Source organism: Amycolatopsis sp. NPDC051071 (genome assembly GCF_040682875.1).
GTDB lineage: Bacteria > Actinomycetota > Actinomycetes > Mycobacteriales > Pseudonocardiaceae > Amycolatopsis.
The window spans coordinates 59,005-77,025 of record NZ_JBFBBY010000006.1 but is presented as its reverse complement, the minus strand read 5'-3'; the positions used below and the strand labels follow the sequence as shown (position 1 = coordinate 77,025).

The following is an 18,021-nucleotide window of genomic DNA, read 5'->3' as shown; positions in this document are numbered from 1 at the left end:
AACGGTACAGGAAGTCGCGGAATCCTTCGTCGCAAGAAGTTCGTCACCGTCTAGACGCGTCGGTAGGCGGTCACATGATCGGCGCACAGGTACAGAGTGAGACCTTCCGGGGTAGCTGTCCGGGAAAGTCCGCCCCAAATCCGTTCGGCGTCCAAGCCGGTCAGCATGGCCTCCAGCGCCCGGAAGTCGGCGTCGTTCGTCGCGCGTGCGGCGGGCAGGCCGGACGGATCTATCCCGTCGAGCTCATCGTCGTGCCGGAGCTGGGAGGGGGTTTGAGCGACCAATTCCTTCATCAGGTCACAGTCGGATTTGAGGTGTTGATCGAGCACGTCCACGCTCATGCCGAGCACTGGACCAGCCAGCGGCGCCGCGTGTTTGAGCACCTTGAGTAGATGCTGCAGGTAGGGCCCGAATTTGCGGAGCCATTCGGCGGGCTGTGAGATCGCATAACACCCGTCTTCTTCTGGCAGTCGGTGCCAGGAACCGGGTTCCTCGCAGTACAGGCGCAGTTCGTACTGAGCGCTGCCAAGCCGTCGGTGGCCTGCCGGGACAATGGCGAAAACGCTGGGACAACGGGTTTCCTGTTGCAGCTGAGCCAGGCGTTGCAGTTTGAGGAACATGCGCTGGGTGTACTCGGTCTGCTCGGCGAGCTTCCCGTCCATCTGCTCCAGCGTTTTCGCGATCCGCTGAAGCCCGATCCGGGTCGCGTCGCGGTCCGAGGGCGCGAGTCCGAGCAGCAGACTGGGCACGTCGACGTATTCGCCGGACTTCCGACACTCGATCTCGTGGCGCGGCGGCGTGCGTTCCAATCTGCGGTGCAGGTCGCGATAGTCGTAGAGCTCCGCGCAGGGTTCGTCCGACGCGTTCTGGCAGGGGCAAGGGACTTGACGGGTGATGTCGAGCCCGGGAAACCGTTCCAGCGTCCGGTTCAGGCCATCGTCGAGGATGGAAAAGAAGGCGGCGGGTGACGGGCCCCGCACTGCCAGTTCCACGGTGTTGCGGTGCCGGTTGGCCCTGATCAGCGCTCGATGCCTGCCATCGGTGTGCTTGAGCACCGCGCCGGTCCGCCACTGGGTTTGCGTGCTGAACCGGTGGGTCCTGGCGATGAACCAGGTCGGGATGCCGGGCGGCATGGTGTTGAGCCGGTAGAGCACCCGGATCTCCTGGTCTCCTGGGAGTTCGTCCCATTTGTCGAGAAATGAGCCCGGATCCCAGGGCAGGCGCTCGACGACGAGGCTCACGTCGCCGGTCGTGCCGCCTTCGATTTGGTAGGAGAGGTCGTACTTGTCCATCATCCCGAGAAAGTGGTCGCGCAGACCACGGTCATCGAGGTCGCTCCACAACTCATCGAGGTGATCGCGCGTCAGAAGTCCTTGCGCGACAGCCACTTCATGACTGTCGAGTACCTTGCTGATGTACTCGTTGACCCATTCCGGCCGCAGCACGACGGTCTGCGCGAGCTCCGGATCATCCGCGTAGTACAGGATGTCGCCGAGTTGGTGCAGTGCGTTGGCGATGTACTGCTGGTGCGACTTGTCGCTAACCCCGGCTTCCGCGAGCATTCGCCACATCCGGGCGGGTGTGACATGCTTTTCGGTCGCCTGACGCAGTGCTTCGGCGCCTGCCAACCAGGTGGTCGGCCATTCGGACCCCATCAGCGGAAGCTGAGCCGCTTGGCAGGCCAGCCGTGTTCGCAGGTCGTCGAGAGCGTGCCTGGTCGCGTTGTCCACCGAGACGCTGTCGACGATCATCGGGTACTCGTAACGGAGTTCGTCGAGTGGCAGGTCGACGGGCCGATCGTGCACGTGCGTGGCCACCAGAAGGATCGGCGACTCCGGGGCACGCGCGGAGATGATGTCCAGCCAGTAGCGGATTTTGCCTTGTTCCCAGCCGAGTCGCGAGTTCCAGAGCAGGAGGAACAGTGAACGGTTGGTGAGGAAGAATTGGTGTGTCGCGTGGTAGATCTCTTGGCCGCCGAAATCCCAGGCGCTGAGCCGCATCTGCACCGGCTGGCTCGGGTGATCAAGGTCGAGGTGTTCGATACGAAGGCCGTGAGTCGACAGTTCGTCGGGATCGTAGGGTTCCCCGGCGAGCGCCTTGACCAGCGAGGTCTTACCGACACCACCCTCGCCGACAACGAGCAGTTTCGACACCCATTGCGCGGAACTACCTTCTTCTCTGGCGCGCAGGAACGATATGACCGGCGTCGAGCCGCTCGCCGCGATCTCCGGTGGCGGACTTACCAGCGGATTACCTTCAACCGCAAGGGTTTCCAGCTTCGCCAGGTTTGTCAGGCAGCTCGGCAGAACAGCGATCTTGTTGTCACTGATGAGTAAATGCGTCAAGCTGGGTAACTCGCCTAGAGTTTCTGGCAGAACGGTGAGCTGGTTTCCGTCAAGATCGAGATTAACCAGTTCGCTCAGTCTGTTAAGGTTGTCGGGAAGAATGCTGATCTGGTTGTCGTACGCCAACAGATGTGTCAGTCCGACGAGGTCTCCAGTTCTCTCAGGCAAGGAAGTGAGTCGATTCTTGGAGACTGTGAGGAAAGACAACTTAGTCAAGTTGCACAAGCTGTCCGGAAGGGTATCTATGTGGTTTACACTGAGCCACAGGTAGCTCAACTTCGTGAGGTTGCCCAACCATATTGGCACTGCGGTGAGGAGGTTATTATCCAGCGCCAGCGTTTCGATGCCTGACAGGTTTGCGAGCCACTCCGGTACGGTGTCCAGCTCGCAACCGTCGAGGTACAGCGCAACCATGCCAGTGAATTCGCCCAGCCATTCGGGCAGTACGGTGAATTTGTTGTCACTCAGCTGGAGTGAAGTCAGTCCGGTAAGTCCAGCGAGACTGTCCGGCAATTCGGTGAGTTGGTTGCGGTCAAGGTTGAGCGAGGTCAGCTCGGTGAGAGTTCCCAGCCAGTCTGGCAAAGACACGAGCAGATTCTCAGAGAGACGAAGATGGCTGAGTTTGGTCAGCGAGCCTAAGCGGTCGGGCAGTGCCGCGATCTCATTCCCGTCCAGGTCGAGTCTGGTGAGGTTGGTCAGCGTACCCAGCCACTCCGGCAGCTTTGCGAGCTTATTGCGGCCGAGCCCCAGTGTAGTCAGCTCTGCTCGGCTGCCGAGCCAGCTGGGTAAGGCTGTCAAGCCGTTTCCGCCGACACCGAGTTCCGTGAGTTCGGGCAGGTGGCTTAGCCATTCGGGCACCTCGGCAAGCTGGTTGTTCGCGAGGTACACCCTGCTCAGCTTCGTCAGGGACGTCAGTGAGTCCGGCTGGAACTTCAACTGGTTATGGTTGAGGTTGAGCCGGGTGAGCTTGGTCAGGCTCCCCAGTGCGTCGACGTTGGCGAGCTGGTTGCGGTCGAGATCCAGCCAGGTGAGTTCGGTCAGTGAGCCCAGCCAGGCAGGCAGTGCGGTCAGCTCGTTGTTACTGAGCCACAAAGTGGTCAGCCTGGTAAGCTCAGCCAAACTGTCCGGCAATGTCGTAAGGCTATTACTGCCAATGCCCAGTTTCTTCAGGTTTGTCAGCTCGCCTAACCAGTTCGGCAGCGGCGCAAGCTTGTTTCTGTCGAGCAAAAGCTCACTCAACTCGGTCAGCTCAGCCATCGAGGGCGGCAGAGTGGTCAGCTGGTTGTCGTTCAGGCCAAGCGTGACGAGGCCGCTTAGGCAGCCCAGCCAAGGTGGGAGCGTGCTGAACTGGTTGTGCGCCAGGTAGAGAACGGTGAGGTCGCTTAGCTCTGTCAGCCAGCTCGGTAGCACACTGAATTTGTTACCCTCGAGATCGATGTGCTGGAGGCTGAAGCCGCCAAGCCAGTCAGGCAGGGCCGAAAGCTGGTTGTAGTCGAGATCGAGCCGAGTCAGCGTCGTGAGGTTGGCCAGCCAGCCGGGCACTGAGGCGAGTAGAAGCTTGTCGAGGTATAGCTCTCGAATTCCGGGGTAGCTGCCCAGCCATTCCGGCAAATCCCGCAGCCGGTTCCTGCCGAGGTCGAGTTCGGTGAGGCCATCCAGCTCGGCCAGTTGAGCGGGCAACGAGGTCAGTCTGTTCCTGCCCAGGCTGAGCGAGGTGAGGCCGGCGAGATCGGCCAACCAGACTGGCACCTCGGTGATTCGGTTGCCGGACATGGCCAGCGACTTAAGTTGCCCGAGTTCGGCGAGTTCAAGGGGTACGACTTCAAAGCGGTTGTCGTCGAGGTCGAGATCGGTGAGGCTGGGCAAGTTCCCGAGCCAGCGTGGCAGGGCGGCGAGCCGGTTGCCGTTGAGGTCCAGCGTGGTCATTGACTTCAGCTCAGTCAGCCCTGGCGGCACCGAGTCGAGTCCGAGGTTGCTCAAATCCAGTGCCGTCTGACCATCTTCGAGCGCTTTCGCGACCCGCCTGCCCGCTTCGACGACCCCAGGACGCATGCGACTCCTTACTCCTCGATCTGCCGACACGCTACCGCCGATCAAGCCCGTGAGTGTTCGCGCCGGAGTTTGACCGTCCGCACACTCACCACCCATCGGTCACAACTCTATTTCAGTGTTCGGGACGGTGGTATCCGCAGCGAGAGATATCCTGTCGCAGCCGGCTTCCTTGGCGCGGTAGAGGGCGCGTACCGACCACGCTGGACGGCGATGCGGCCCAGTTCGACCTCGGCGGCGGCACCGCTCAGCTCCTCCTCGATCAACCGCTCGGCGTCGTCGTGCCGCCAGGCCCGGCGCAGCACGGTGACACGGTCGATTGCGAGTTGCTCAGTCACCGACGTAGTGAACACCCGTTTGTCGGCTCGTCGCGTCCGCTGATCGAGCGAACAACGTCATGGGTCGCCGCCGCGGAGGAGCAGATCGAACACACCTTGAAGTTGCTCACGCGGTGGCTGCTTCTTGATCACCACTCGTCACTCAACTTGCTCGGACGCCGACACCAATACCGGCAACTAGATGCGGACACCGATACCTTCGAGCGGACAATCTCGCACCCCTTACTGCACTGCCCCCAACGCGACGATACGTCACAACGGGACCTGGTTACTGGCAAGGTCGCCCAGTCGAACGGGCGGCACGTCGTCTCCGATTGGGCTCCGTTGCCGACGTAGAGCCCGATACGGGCCGACACACAGCGGTACTCGGCCCGGGCTCAAACTGGCGTTGACCTGTACAAACCGGCAGAATTTGGCATCCGGCGACACTGGCTGACATGCCGGAGCTGCGGTCTCATAATTCCTTGGCCGTCGGTTCGAGCCCGACCCGGCCCACATCATCAACGTCGCTGCCGACCCGCGGGGATGTTGGTCATTCGGCGACAATTTCGCCTCGGCGTTAATCGCGGTCGGGCTCCGTTTGCTCCGGTGTGCCGATAGTAGGAGAAGTGCTCTGTGGGGCCAGTTAGTGGCGTAGCAGCCTTCTGCTTCCTCGTCACAGCCGCTGCGGTGGGGACTTCAGCATGTCCGGAGTTTTGCTTCCACAGCTGGACGAGCTGGGTGTTCTTGAGCAGAAGGCCAGCGACGTCCACGGTTTCACCCTCGCACTGCGCACCTTGGAACCGACGCGGTCACGTCAGGCGGTGAACTTGAGGTAGAGCGTGGCGTACCCGATGGAGTCATGAGCTTCCCCGGGTTGTCCGGTCACCTCACCTGAGGTGACCGCCGGTCACCAGGGAGGATGTTCTGGTGCGTGCACCTCACCCGCCTGAGTATCGTCAGCGTGCCGTCGAGCTGGCCCGTCTGGGAGACAAACCGGTCGCCGCGCTGGCGAAGGATCTCTGGATCATCGAGTCCTGTCTGCGGAACTGGATGGCCCAGGCCGACGCCGACGACAACGGCTCAACGACCCGGCTGACCAGCACGGAGAAGAAAGAGCTCGCCGAGCTGCGCCGCAAGAACCGGCAGCTGGAGCTGGAGAACGAGATCCTGAAACGCGCGGCCGCCTACTTCGCGCGGGAGAACATCCTCCCGAAGTAACGTTCCCGCTGGTCCATTAACTCGCCGCGGACGGTATCGATGTCGCGGTGGCATGCCGGGTGTTAAACGTGTCCCGCTCCGGCTATTACGAATGGCGGGACCAGCCCGTCTCGGCACGGGAGGAGGAGAACACGTTGCTGTTGAAATACATCGAACAAGTCCATGCCGATTCCCGCGGAACCTACGGCTCTCTGCGGGGTGCACGCGGAACTGACGCTCGGGCTGGGTCTGCCGGTGAACCGGAAACGGGTCGAACGGCTCATGCACGAGGCCGGGATCCAGGGCCTCTACCGGCGACGGCGCGCCCGGACCACGCTCCGTGACCCGCACGCGGATCCCAGCCCGGTCCTGGGCAACCGCCAATTCACTGCGGATTCCCCAGACCGGCTGTGGATTACCGACATCTCCGAGCATCCCACCGACGAAGAGAAACTTTACTGCGCCGCAGTGATGGACGCCTGCTCGCGGCTCATTCCTGCTGGACGCCGACTGTGGTCCAGGCTAGGAGAGCGGACGGCCCGCTTCCAGGTTTGTGCCGGTCAGTGGTGTGGGGCGCAGGCTGAAGAGGCTGCCGAGATGGAGGTCGGTCGCGCTCCCGGGCCGCAGTAATGCTGTCGGGGTGCGATCGATCAGCAGGCGAAAGTCACGGTTGAGGTGCGCCTGATCGGTGTATCCGCACAGCGCGGCGAGCCGCGGTAGCGGTGGCGGGTTGGTACCTGTCAGGAGTCGGACAGCGTGATGGCATCGGGCTACCCGCCCGACGGCTTTCGGTGGTAGCCCGACTTCCCGGTGGAAGCGGGTGGCCAGATGTTGCCGGCTGAGGCCGGCCCGTTGCGCGAGGTCGTCGACCTTGACCGCACCGCCGGATATGGTCAGGCTGCGCCAGCTGCGGTCGAGTGGCTCGGGCAGTTCCGGTGCGTCCAGGAGCCAGCTCGCCAACCGCCGGTCGAGGATCCGGAACCGGTGGTTCGAATCCCGCGCCTCCTGCAGCTCTTCCCACAAAAATTGGGCCCGTGTGCCCAGGAGATCGTCGATTCCCACGCTGGTATGGCTGATTTCCCGCAGTGGCAGGCCGAAGAGCGCTCGTGCGCCCAGCGGGGTCAGCTCGATAATGATCCCTCGCTCCCGCCCCACCCGCGTGTAGGTCAGCGGCGTCGTCGAAAGCCCGACCACGGGAGAGACCGCTGCCAGCGGCGAGCCGGCCACCTGATGCCGAACCGGTGTGTCCAGGTCGATGACCACCACGACCGAGTTCAGCGCCGCCACGGTACGTGTCTCCGGCACCGGTGCGATTCGCTGGAAAGCCAGGTAGAAGCCGACCCAGCGCGCCAGCCGACGATCCGGCAACCGGGACATCCAGAACTCCTCGTCGGACGACGAAGTCTCCCCCACTGCTGTCCCCCTTGATTCCGGCGATGCCATGAGCGACATCCGCAACATGGAAAGCTTGGCAGGATACGCGCTCGCGTAGGGACTTCTTGGCCATGAACGAACCGAAAAGAGGCAGTAAACCCTCGTTCTGGCCGCACCCGAACCGGCCGGTGGCGTACCAAGTGTCACGACCACGTTCCGAGGGGAACAGAGCGTGTGCGAGAAGACGCAGCGAAAGTCGCGGTCCAGGCCGGCGACTCATACCCTCGACCACACCGTCGCATTCCACTGATCTTCACGGCGCCGCTGGCCTATCCATCACGGGCGTCCACCGCGGCCAGGCGCTCGTGGGCCGGGAAATCAGGCTGTAGCTGAACGCGTGTGCCGCCGCCACGGCGCGCCGCATCTTCGGCAGCACCGACCGTATTCCCCGGGCGCGGAGATCGACTGCGGCATTGATCGGTGCCTTAACACGGCAAGGAAACGAGGAGCCCCGTTAGCATCCCTGACCAAGACTGGTGTCGCTGGTGCACCAGGTCATCACCGGCATCCCGAGCCCTCCCGATGCACCACCCGGGGTAGCAGTCGTGAACCAATCGTCGGGTGCTGGCAGCTTTCCGCGGTTGATGGCCACGCCGTGCAGGTCGATCAGGTCGAACTGGTCCAGATGCGAATTTCGTGGGCAGCTTCGCTGCCTCTCAAGAAAGCTTTCACGCAAGGTCGGCCTCTTGTCATCCACCCGCACGCCAGTAGCGCTGTGCAGGTCCATGTCCACCTTACATTTTTCCAAGACCAGTACGCGAACCATCGATTAGTGTTCCAACGACCAGCGCGAGTCGGCAGCTTCTGTCGCGTTCTGTTGAGCGTCCAGGGAACGCTGCACGATCGCTTACGCAGTCACACTTATAAGGGATCGCCTCTACTACGGGCAGAAGCCCGGCCAACGAACAAGGAAGAGGAACGCATGTTTCGAAGACCGTTCCGACTCATGCTGGCGGCGACCACTTCCGCCATGCTCATGGCTGTGGGAGTGGTATCCGGCAACGCGGCGGCAACACCCCCAGGCGAGGCTCAGCCATCTTCCCGTGGAACCGGCGAACAACAGGATATTAACGGCGACCAGGACCCCGGCAGGAAACTCCGCAATTCGGGGACCGGCCTGTGCGTGACCGGACCGGTCGACGGCGACCAAATCCGGGGGAAAGTCGTCTTCCAGTACGACTGTATGCCCGGCGTCGAGGAACAACTGTGGCGCTTTGAGTCTCAAGGCGGGGACAGTGAAGGCCATGGTCTTTACTGGATCCGAAACTTATACACAGACATGTGCCTCATGGTGCCAGGCGACGACAATCGCAACGGTGCGTACGTCCGCCAGTACGACTGCCTCAGCGGGGTCAAGGACGAACTGTGGTTCTTCGAATTCAAGGGCGCGGACAGTGAAGGCCATGAGCTTCTCTGGATACGAAACTCATACACCGAACGGTGCCTTACTGTGCCGAGCGGCGAGCTCCTCAGGGGCGCGAAAGCCTTCCAGTACGACTGCCTTGCCGGCAGCAAAGAACAACTGTGGTTCCTTGCTCTGGATTGAGCCGATAACGACCTGTCTGATGACTGGAACCGCACCTGCGCCGAGCGCTTGCGCAGCCACTCCCACCGGGGATCGCCTCTACTACGGGAAGAAGCCCGGCCAACTAACAAGGAAGAGGATCACGCATGTTTCTAAGATCGTTCCGACTCACGCTCGCGGCGACCGCTTCTGTCATGCTTATGGCCTTAGCGTTGGCAGCAGGTAACGCGGGGGCAACGTCCCTCAGTGAGGCCCACACCGGTTTCCCTGTATCCGTCGACCAGCAAAGCGTCATCGGTACTCAGGCCTCCGGCGTGTGGATCCGCAACTCATACACCGACCGATGCGTCGTCGTTCCCGGCGGAGACAATCGCAATGGTGCACTCGCGTTCCAGTACGACTGCCTCAACGGGGTCCAAGACCAGCGGTGGCGCTTTGAGTCGAAAGGCAGGGACAGTGAAGGGCACTACCTTTATTGGATTCGGAACACGTACACCGATCGGTGCCTGGTCGTGCCGGGCGGAGACAACCGCAATGGCGCACTCGCGTTTCAGTACGACTGCCTCAACGGGGTCGAGGACCAACTGTGGTTCCTTGAACTCAAGGGCGCGGACAGTGAAGGCCATGGGCTTCTCTGGGCCCGGAACTCGTACACCGATCGATGCCTGGTCGTGCCGGGCGGAGACAACCGCAACGGCGCGCACGCCTTCCAGTACGACTGCCTCAACGGCGTCGAAGACCAGCAGTGGTTCCTTCAGGGGTGATTTGAACCGATAGCGACCTGTTCGGAGTTTCGGTCGGCTCGATATCGTCGACACAATAGGGGGAATCATTGTGCGCGTGCACAAACCCTTGGCCACCGATACGACCGCTGTCTTCAGGGCGAGTATGGCCATGATGACCTGCATCGGGCCGACCGTCCGGCATGCTTCCCGGTTCCGCTGGGTCCATTCGCTGTATCCATAGCAGCTGAGGGTGTCCTGCGCCAGTTCTTGCCGGGTGAACAACACGTTCACCCGGCAAGAATAAAGCAACCAGCGAGCCGCGATCGGCCGATCACAGCATCTCGTACCCACACATAAGCATCACGTTAAGTGCGCCAGGGAATCGTCAAAAGGACATGCCACTCTTGACCTGACATCGTCAGCATGGACCGCACACGGTGGACCAGTCTGGGGGCAACGCCAAGGTGTCCGGACAACGGGGGGAAGCTCACTGCGCAATTTGAGTGCTGTCGGGATCAACTATTCGGTCGGTCGCAGGGGCATCTGGTTTCAGGGGATCGTCGGGTCGGCCCGTTCACCGGCGGTCTCGCTTTCGAGTGGTGGTATCGACGGCGGAGTCGGCAGGAATCCCGATGACGATCAGGTCGTGTCCGGAAATCTGCTCTCCAAGAACACCTCGATAGTCCCGTCGTCGGCGGCGTTCTGCGCGCACATCCCGACTGTTGTGCCAATACTCGCCGGAAAATCCATCCAGGTAGCGCTGCTTGCAGTCATCAGGCGTGATGATGTCGACGCCTGCGACCTTGGCTTCGCCGGCTGTCGCCGGCCCACGGGAATCGACGTCGGGCAGGTATCCGCCAGGGGTAACGACCGCGGCCAACTGCTGGGACGTCTTAACCTGCCGTCGCGGTGCTGTACTCGTAGCTCGAACGCTCGCAGGCGAAAGCTCTAACTGTGTCGCGAGCTGCAGGTGTCATTCCGGCCGCCGCGGCGGACAGCGGAATCGCGCCCAGCAGGCTCGATTCATGCACGGACGGGGACGCGGCAGCTGGCTGAACAACAGTGAGCGCCGCCATTGCCACTACAGCAATGACGCTCACTGCGCGAGAACGAAATCTTCGCACGCTTCTCCAATTAACGAGACCGCTTGCGGGCATGACAAATAGGCTCGCGCAAGCGATCGGGTAGAACTGGGCGAACCGAGTCAAGGCAGGAAGAAGCCGTGGTTCAGGCCTCCCCACCCGAACTCAAACCCCAGAAGGGCATCTTTACCCTGGCACCGATGATCACCCGATCGCGACTACCATTCAGGTGTGACGGCAACCACAAACATCTACGCTCCGTAAAAGCCTGCCTGAGTGCAGGTGATGCGTGGCGCGGGTGTTGAGGCAGTGCGGAGTGATCGACGGAGCGCCGGCCAGACGGCCGTGTGGAGACGAGCGTATCGCCGCAGGTGGTGACGATGGTCGGTGAGATGCCGCGCGCTGCTTTGTGTCGACTGAACACAGTGCGCCTTTCCGTGGCGGCGCGAGTGCGCTCACGGGCGCGTCGTGAGCGCGTTGATGTGATGCGCGAGTGCGTCGATCTGGCCGAGTAGCTGGTCGATTTCGACCCTCAGGTCGAGGTGTCGGACGTGGATGCGGATTCCGGCGTTGGGCAGGACGTGGGTCGTACCGCTCTGGGGGCCGTCGGCGTAAATGAGGGTTGCGTCGGGCAGGTTGGCCGCGGTCGCGTAGGCCAGGGTTTGGTAGAGATGTTGCGCGTCGCCGCGGCCGGTATCCAGGCGGTATTTGAGTTCGCCGACGAAGCGGCAGTGACCATTGACCCAGCGGCTCATGTCCGGCTGGACATGCAGTACCCGCTTGTGGTCGAGGTAAAGCGCCGTCGAGTCAGCGCCTGCGGGGAAGTCGTGTTCGTCTAGCCCGAGTGCTCGCCTGGTGCATGTGCGGACGAACTTCTCAAACACGTCGGTCATTTTGACGGCGAATCCTGGAGTTGTGATCGTTCCTGGGCCTAGCTCGGGTTCGATCCCGATGAGAATGAGCCGGGCGAGCTCTGCTGCCAGCTTGTAGTGCTCGTTGAGGCGAGTCCACCGGATTGCTGGCAGCGAAGCACGGTTGTACGGGATTGGAGTGACCGACTCGAACATGCGCCGTAGCCGGGCTATCGATCGGCGAACGTTGTTCGAGTTGATCGGGATCTGGGCCAGCTGGTCGAGTGCTGTGCGCAGGAGCTGGTTCTCGGGAATGTCTTCGTCGTGTGTTTGGTAGGTCAGCGCGAGCGGGAGGTCGCGTCCGGGTGAGACGCGGAGTTGTTCGGTGAAGTCGATGCGGCCGCGGACGGTGTGGAGTCGCTCGTGGTGGTCGCGGTATCCGCGGAGCAGGCCGGTGCGGATCGCCTGGTCGCAGATGTCCGTGAAGACAGCTGCCATGGCGTCGGTGAGGGTTTCGGCGGTGTCGAGCGTGGCCTCGTTCGTCCACGCTGGATCCACGGCATGGGTGATCAGGAACAGGACCCTGGCGATGGGCAACTTCGGGGCTACGACGATCGCGGTGTCGCCGACGATGACCATGCCGACCCGGTCCTGGGCTCGGACGTCGTAGAGTCCGTCACCCTTGTCGGTTCGGGTGACAAGGCATCTGAACGTCGTGCGCAGCACAGCGACTTCGGCTGGTGTGAGCGGTACGTCGCGCCGCTCGCGGTACTCATGAAAGTGGAGTGTCCTCATCGGCGGCGCCTGTCACCTCCTTACGTAAAGCCGCGAGCGAGAGTTCTTCCAGTTCGTGTGTCCGGCCGTGGAAGTGGTCGCGCAGTGTCGGGAGGACGGCGTGTTCCCAGATCAGCTCGAGCCAGGCATCGTCGATCGCTGTGTCCCGGAAGAAGTGACTGGGGCCGATGGCCGCGTCCGGGTCGGCGATCTTGTCGTTGGCCTTCTCGACAGCGTCGGCGATCCACCGGTACTCGTGCTGGTGTTTGTCCAGGTAGCGGCGCAGCACGCCGGCCACTGGTTCGGTGTGGGGAGCGAAGTCGACGAAGTAGAACCGGCGCCGCAGCGCGCTGTCGAGCAAGGCGATCGACCGGTCCGCGGTGTTCATCGTGGCGATCAGCAGCAGGTTGGGCGGCAGAGTGATGGGCTGCTGGCGATAGATCAGGTGAGCGGACTGATCGCGGTACTCCAGGAGGAAGTAGAGCTCGCCGAACACGCGAGCGACGTTGGCGCGGTTGAGCTCGTCGATGATCAGTACGTGGTCGTGGTCCGGGTTCGCGCGCGCCTGGTCGGCGATGGTGAGCAGTGGGCCCTGGATGAGGGTGAAGCCGTTTCCGTCCTGGCGCGGGCGGTAGCCCTCGACGAAGTCCTCGTAGGAGTAGGTGGGGTGGAACTGCACGAGCCGCACCCGGTCCGTTGAGCCGGTCAGCCAGTCAGCGAGTTTCCGGGCGACGTGGGTCTTTCCGGTGCCTGGAGTGCCTTGGAAGATCACCTGCTTCTTGTCCTTCAGCAGGGTGACGACCTTGTCGAGGAATGCCTCGTCCAGGTGCAGGTGCTCAGCGACTTCACTCAGCGGACTGACAGGCTCCTCGACAGAGGCCTGCCCGGCTTCGTCATCTGTGTCCGGTGTAGCCGGAAGTAAGGGCGGGCCAACAACGTTGCCGCGGCGCCAATCGCGAAACGCAGCGGTCTCCTCCTCTGTCCAGGCCTCGGGAGGGTCGTAGGTCATCAACGCCCAAATGATCGATTGTGCGTCCAGCCGGTCGGACAAGGGAGTGCCGTGGCGGCGGAACGCGTCCATGACCTGATCAAGGAAGACCAGGAACACCTCGTACCGTTCACCATCGGTCGCGGCTGGCTCCGGCTTGGTGAAGCCGGTTAGGCGATACGCGAGATCGACCGCCCGAGCGCGCCATGGCGGGTAACGACTGACGTCGTCCGCGCTCAACAGCACGGATGCCAGGCTGAGCCGCGCTCCGGCGCCGTCCGCGGCGGAACGGGGCAGACCGGCTAGGAATCGGTCCACTGACTCGGGTCCGGCGTCTATCCAGAGTCCGCCGAGGACGTCCCAACCGTCCTCGGCTTCGTTGAGCCAGCGCAAGAAACTGTCGACGGTGCGCCAATCGACCAGATTGTGCCGCCGGAGAAACGTGAGGGCCGAGGTGTCGTGTGATGCGCTGGCGGCCAGCACTGCCGAGGCGCCATCGATTTTGTAGTCGCGCTCCTGGACCTCGAGGTCGGTCGACTGCGCCATCCGCTGGCCCCACAGGACCAGGGCGCTCCATCGGTCGTTGAATTTGCCCCAGTCCCACACGTAGGGCGACCGGTATAGGTTGACGAACTCGTCAGAATCCCAGCGCCCGTTCGGGGCCAAGCCGTTGGCCACTGACGCGACGCGGAAGGACGCTGGTACGGACGTAGGTCCTGCCAGTTCGGGCCAGGTCGCTTGGATTTTCTGGCGATGCTCGCGGCTCACAACCGGGGCGAACACGTCCGGGAACAGCAAATGCTCCAGAGAGAACCGCTGAATCGCCACGCCATCGTCCTCGAGACCATCCAGAAGCTCAACGAACGCACGAGGCTCCGCTAGGACTCGGCGGCGGTCTGCATTGGACAGCCTCTTGAGCGCCGCGACTGCTTCGATCAGGTACGCGTACTGGCGCCACCGGTAGTTGTTGTATCCCTGGCCGGGGTTGACCAGGCCGGACTCGAGCGTGTGGGCGAGATTCTCGGGGACGTCGTGACCGCCGTCGATGAAACCGAGTACACCGCGGACCAGTTCCAGCTTCTTCTGCCCGCCGATCGCGGAGCTCCGCGCGATCAGCAAGTGCACGTACAACAGTTCCGCGGCCAGACGCACGGCTCCTGGTGGCGACGTTGCCAGCTGACCCTTCAGCTTGCCGAGGAACGTGCCTGCACCCAGGTCCGGCTGGTGTACGTAGTCTCGGACCAGGATCTCGGCGTTCTCCAGGGTGGAAACCCGGTCGTCCTCGAAGAGACTGAGATCGTCGAGCAGGCACTGGTCGCGCCACAGCTGCGCCGCCGCGTACACCGGTTGAGCGGAAGGGTAAGGAAGCCTCGTCCGGGTCATACCCGCCATAAGATCAGAAATGTCGTTCCGCTGCGACCTTGCCGGATTTCGTTCCAGAGCTAGTTCCTGTGCTGCCGTTGGTGCTTTCACCTGCCTCTTCTGGTCTGCCCGGATGCAGTGGTGTCGGGACTGTCCGGCCGCTGCGTGCAGGTGACACCGCGTTACGGTTCGTCGTCACACTGGCCGGAGTGGGAGACCCTGGTCAGGGAACGAAGTATGTCGACGACCTCGAAGTTCAGTGTAGCTACTAACGCCGTCTCGACATGTTGAGTCCGCGTACGGCCATCTCTGGAGAAGATAAATCTCGGTCCGCGCGACAAGCACCAGACCGCTAGCTCAGTGCCGTCGCGGTGTCAGGGAGGAGACAGCCGCGACACCATCGCGGCTGCCTCGAAAGACCTGCATCCTCGGCTGATCGAGCCATCGAAGCGGTTGAGACCCGCTGCCTTCGCGTTGGCGGGTGTGCAGGCCGGTCACGCACGTGCGCCACGATGCGGCGGACTTGCGTCCGAACGTTCCGAACACCGCGATGGTCCGCCCAGAACGACTGGCCACGGCACCGCAGGCCAGCCGCATTGAGGGCGCGGATATCCAACAGCCGGGCCGCAGGACACCTACGACTGGCGCACAAGAAGTTGTCGTACTCGACGACGACTCGGTGAAACATGAAACATGTGATCGCGCCACAAGATCGCCGGGTCGGATTCGCATGGTTAGCACCTCGCCCTTGATGTGCCTTCCCGATCAACCCGGGAAGGCACATCAAGGGCGGGATCCCGGCTATTCAGGACTTTCTGCGAGGTGCGCGCTTGCGCTTGACGGTAGCCTCTTCGGTGACCGGTTCAGCGGAGTCGGCGTTTTCGAAGGCTTCGTAGATGTTGTTGGGGATGCGGCCGCGTTCGGCGATCGGGTAGCCGTTGGCGGTGGCCCAGGCGCGGACTTGCTGGTTGCGTTCGCGGTCGGCGGGCTTCGGCGCGTCACTGGCCAGTGTGGACTGTCCGGTTGCGACCTTTACCTTCCGTCCGCCGACACGCCTGCCGGCGTCGATGTAGCGTTCGAGCTCGTCGCGCAGGTGACCGGCGTTGTCGTCGGAGAGGTCGATCTCGTAGGTGACGCCGTCGAGTGCGAAGGGCACGGTCTGGGTGGCTTCGCCGCCGTCGATGTCGTCGACGATCTGGACGGATACCTGTTGTGCCATCGAAAGTGCCTTCCGCTAGGTACTGCCACGCCACTTCAGATTGACGCAGTGCCAATAATTCTAGGTGTGCGGGTCACACATGATGGTCACGGCCACGGAAGCGTGGAGAGCGTCTCCACATGGATGTCACTCCGATGGCGGTGTGCCCGTCCGCTTCGGAGTAGAGAGCGCGCCCGTACGGCATGGTCGAAAGGGTCGTTTCGCTCGGGCTGTGGCTCCTGCCCGACCGATGCGGGAGAATCACCATCGGTGAGCGGGGAGGAAGCTGTTGATGCGACGTCTGCGATGGGTCGCGGTCGGTGCGGCGGTGGCACTGCTCGCTGCGGCCGTCGCCTTGCTCTCTCCGCAGATCGCGACTTGGCACGCCGCGGTCCGGGAGGCCGTGGAATTCTGGAGCTGGGCCGTCGCGATTACCATCGGCTTGGCCGGCGGTGGGCGTGTCATGGTGCTCTGGGCCGGTCCTGGCACACGGGGCGCCAGGGTACGCGGAATACCGGCGCTCCTTCAGGCTCGAGCCTTACATTTGGTCAAAGGGCGGCTTCCGCGTGTTTCCGAGGTCACCCTGGTCGATCTGAGAGTGAAACGGGCGATCGAGTCCGGGTCGGAGGCCGACCGTGACCTGCCCCCGTACGTGGCTCGCACGGTGGACGAAGACCTCCTGAAGGCAGTCGCGGGCGGAGGCATGGTCCTGCTGCACGGCCCGGCGGCGGCCGGTAAGACCCGGACCGCGGCCGAGGCGATCCGCCGGGTGAGGCGGGACAACCGGCTCCTGATCCCTCGCGACGGCACAGCGTTGCGGGAGCTGATCGAAACTGGGCACGACTTCGGTGAGGTCGTGGTCTGGCTCGACGACCTCGAACGGTTTTTGTCCCCGGACGGCCTAGATCTAGCCCTGCTGCAGAGATTGTGCCGCCCGAAGGACTCAGCCGTGCTGGTGATTGCGACCATCCGGGACGAAGAACTCGCTCGTTTCAACTACGCCACCACCGCCGGCCGGGATGATTCGTTGGGTATCGGTACGGACTTGCTGCGAACCGTCCAGGGAAGCCGTCGCAAGCACCTTCTTCGCCGCCTCACTGAGCAGGAACGGAGTTTCACCGCCAACCAGGCCAAGGAAGACGACCGCGTCGCGAGAGCGTTGAAAGCCCAAGAGGGGTTCGGGGAGCATCTGGCCGCCGGGGTGGCGATGTTGGAGTACTGGACAGTGGGTGACGGTCCGTTGTTCCACTCCGGTCAGGCGATTATCAGTGCGGCGGTCGACTGCAGGCGCGCCGGATTCCACGATCCGGTTCCGCAGCAGGTCCTCGCCCGGTTACAGCCCGAGTACGTCGACCCGGGCTGGCTGAATCGGGCCGACTTGGCCTCTTGCGAAGACGCTGTCACCTGGGCATGCCGACCGGTGCTCCAGGCCAGTTCCTGCCTCCAGCCGCGGGGCGAAGGCAGGTACATCGCGTCGGACTACCTGGTGGACCGAGCCGAAGCAGGCGATTCGCCCTTGGGGTCCGGGCCCGTTTCCGACCGCGTATGGCAGGCCCTGCAACTCATCGCGACGCCGCGGCAGGCGATGAACATCGGCATCCGCGCTTACCTGTCAGGCCGGTCCGATGTCGCCGAAGACACTTTTCGCATGGCTGTGCATGCCAAGAACGCCGCGGCGATGAAGTACCTCGGTCTGCTGCGGAAAGAGGCGGGCGATGTCACTGAGGCTGAACGATGGTTTCATCGCGCGGCCGATAACAGTGACACCGATGCGATGGTCGTGCTTGGTGGGTTGCCGCGGTGTAAGTCTTGATCGGCTTCGCTGTGGTGATCTTTTGGCCGAGCGTTTTCGTGACGTCGGCGGCGGTTTTCGGCGTGCTGCTCCCGGCTTCAGCCGTGGCGGAGCCGATCGCCGATGGTGAGCTGCCGCCGCACGCGGTCAACGACAGTGCGGCCAGCGCGAGGAAAACGGCGGCCATGGTACAGCGGATGAACACGAACCCTCCAGCAAGATGATGATCAATGCCGGTATGTCTCGTAGACCCGATCTTGCGTTACCGAACGTGGCCACATCTTGACCGTGGCGCGGTGCTGAGGCGGTGGCTGGCGCTCGACCCCGATGCGGTCTGCGCTGGCTGAGACGGCTTCGCAGTGGCTACTCGCCGCTACGC

Annotated in this window: 15 protein-coding genes; 7 read left to right on the top strand and 8 right to left on the bottom strand. The window is 62.9% G+C overall.

Features of this window, described 5'->3' with window-relative positions:
• Positions 1 to 50 precede the first annotated feature (50 nt).
• On the bottom strand, positions 51 to 4,397 hold the full coding sequence (locus AB0M65_RS03640) for a leucine-rich repeat domain-containing protein (protein WP_364020798.1): 4,347 nt from the start codon (positions 4,395 to 4,397) through the stop codon (positions 51 to 53).
• 107 nt (positions 4,398 to 4,504) lie between these two features.
• Entirely contained in the window at positions 4,505 to 4,732 is a 228-nt protein-coding gene (locus tag AB0M65_RS03635; protein WP_364020795.1) for a hypothetical protein, read from the bottom strand.
• A 683-nt stretch (positions 4,733 to 5,415) separates the two neighbouring features.
• Between AB0M65_RS03635 and AB0M65_RS03630 the strand changes: the two genes are divergently transcribed.
• From AB0M65_RS03630 to AB0M65_RS03620, 3 genes are all read left to right on the top strand, one after another.
• A complete protein-coding gene (locus AB0M65_RS03630) occupies positions 5,416 to 5,550 on the top strand; it encodes a hypothetical protein (RefSeq protein WP_364020792.1) in 135 nt (44 codons plus the stop codon).
• Positions 5,551 to 5,641: 91 nt separating this feature from the next.
• A complete protein-coding gene (locus AB0M65_RS03625) occupies positions 5,642 to 5,932 on the top strand; it encodes a transposase (RefSeq protein WP_364020789.1) in 291 nt (96 codons plus the stop codon).
• A gap of 162 nt (positions 5,933 to 6,094) precedes the next feature.
• Positions 6,095 to 6,541 carry an IS3 family transposase gene (locus AB0M65_RS03620; protein ID WP_364020787.1) on the top strand — a complete coding sequence of 149 codons (447 nt, stop codon included), beginning with the start codon at positions 6,095 to 6,097 and terminating at the stop codon, positions 6,539 to 6,541.
• Here the strand turns inward: AB0M65_RS03620 and AB0M65_RS03615 are convergent.
• Together AB0M65_RS03615 and AB0M65_RS03610 are read right to left on the bottom strand one after the other, a co-directional pair.
• A complete protein-coding gene (locus AB0M65_RS03615; RefSeq protein ID WP_364020784.1) occupies positions 6,434 to 7,288 on the bottom strand; it encodes a helix-turn-helix domain-containing protein in 855 nt (284 codons plus the stop codon). The two genes, AB0M65_RS03620 and AB0M65_RS03615, sit on opposite strands and share 108 nt — an antisense overlap.
• A 511-nt stretch (positions 7,289 to 7,799) precedes the next feature.
• Positions 7,800 to 8,072, bottom strand: a complete 273-nt coding sequence (locus AB0M65_RS03610; RefSeq protein ID WP_364020781.1) for a hypothetical protein — start codon at positions 8,070 to 8,072, stop codon at positions 7,800 to 7,802.
• 219 nt (positions 8,073 to 8,291) lie between these two features.
• Here AB0M65_RS03610 and AB0M65_RS03605 point away from each other — a divergent pair, with 219 nt between their 5' ends.
• Together AB0M65_RS03605 and AB0M65_RS03600 are read left to right on the top strand one after the other, a co-directional pair.
• Positions 8,292 to 8,891, top strand: coding sequence for an RICIN domain-containing protein (locus AB0M65_RS03605; RefSeq protein ID WP_364020778.1), 600 nt, complete (start codon positions 8,292 to 8,294; stop codon positions 8,889 to 8,891).
• A 125-nt stretch (positions 8,892 to 9,016) separates the two neighbouring features.
• Positions 9,017 to 9,634 carry an RICIN domain-containing protein gene (locus tag AB0M65_RS03600; RefSeq protein ID WP_364020775.1) on the top strand — a complete coding sequence of 206 codons (618 nt, stop codon included), beginning with the start codon at positions 9,017 to 9,019 and terminating at the stop codon, positions 9,632 to 9,634.
• A 535-nt stretch (positions 9,635 to 10,169) separates the two neighbouring features.
• Here the strand turns inward: AB0M65_RS03600 and AB0M65_RS03595 are convergent.
• The 4 genes from AB0M65_RS03595 to AB0M65_RS03580 form a co-directional block, all read right to left on the bottom strand.
• Positions 10,170 to 10,475 (bottom strand): hypothetical protein, encoded by a 306-nt coding sequence (locus AB0M65_RS03595; RefSeq protein ID WP_364020772.1) that lies wholly within the window; start codon positions 10,473 to 10,475, stop codon positions 10,170 to 10,172.
• A 657-nt stretch (positions 10,476 to 11,132) separates the two neighbouring features.
• Positions 11,133 to 12,323 (bottom strand): hypothetical protein, encoded by a 1,191-nt coding sequence (locus AB0M65_RS03590; protein WP_364020769.1) that lies wholly within the window; start codon positions 12,321 to 12,323, stop codon positions 11,133 to 11,135.
• The gene (locus AB0M65_RS03585; RefSeq protein ID WP_364020766.1) at positions 12,301 to 14,409 is read right to left on the bottom strand and encodes an AAA family ATPase; all 2,109 of its coding nucleotides are present in this window, start codon (positions 14,407 to 14,409) and stop codon (positions 12,301 to 12,303) included. Before AB0M65_RS03585 ends, AB0M65_RS03590 begins: the two co-directional genes overlap by 23 nt.
• 1,048 nt (positions 14,410 to 15,457) lie before the next feature.
• Positions 15,458 to 15,871, bottom strand: a complete 414-nt coding sequence (locus AB0M65_RS03580) for an Lsr2 family protein (RefSeq protein WP_364020763.1) — start codon at positions 15,869 to 15,871, stop codon at positions 15,458 to 15,460.
• 307 nt (positions 15,872 to 16,178) lie between these two features.
• Here AB0M65_RS03580 and AB0M65_RS03575 point away from each other — a divergent pair, with 307 nt between their 5' ends.
• Positions 16,179 to 17,663 carry a hypothetical protein gene (locus tag AB0M65_RS03575; protein WP_364020760.1) on the top strand — a complete coding sequence of 495 codons (1,485 nt, stop codon included), beginning with the start codon at positions 16,179 to 16,181 and terminating at the stop codon, positions 17,661 to 17,663.
• Positions 17,660 to 17,866, top strand: coding sequence for a hypothetical protein (locus AB0M65_RS03570; RefSeq protein ID WP_364020757.1), 207 nt, complete (start codon positions 17,660 to 17,662; stop codon positions 17,864 to 17,866). The genes AB0M65_RS03575 and AB0M65_RS03570 overlap by 4 nt, the downstream gene beginning before the upstream one ends.
• Positions 17,867 to 18,021 lie beyond the last annotated feature (155 nt).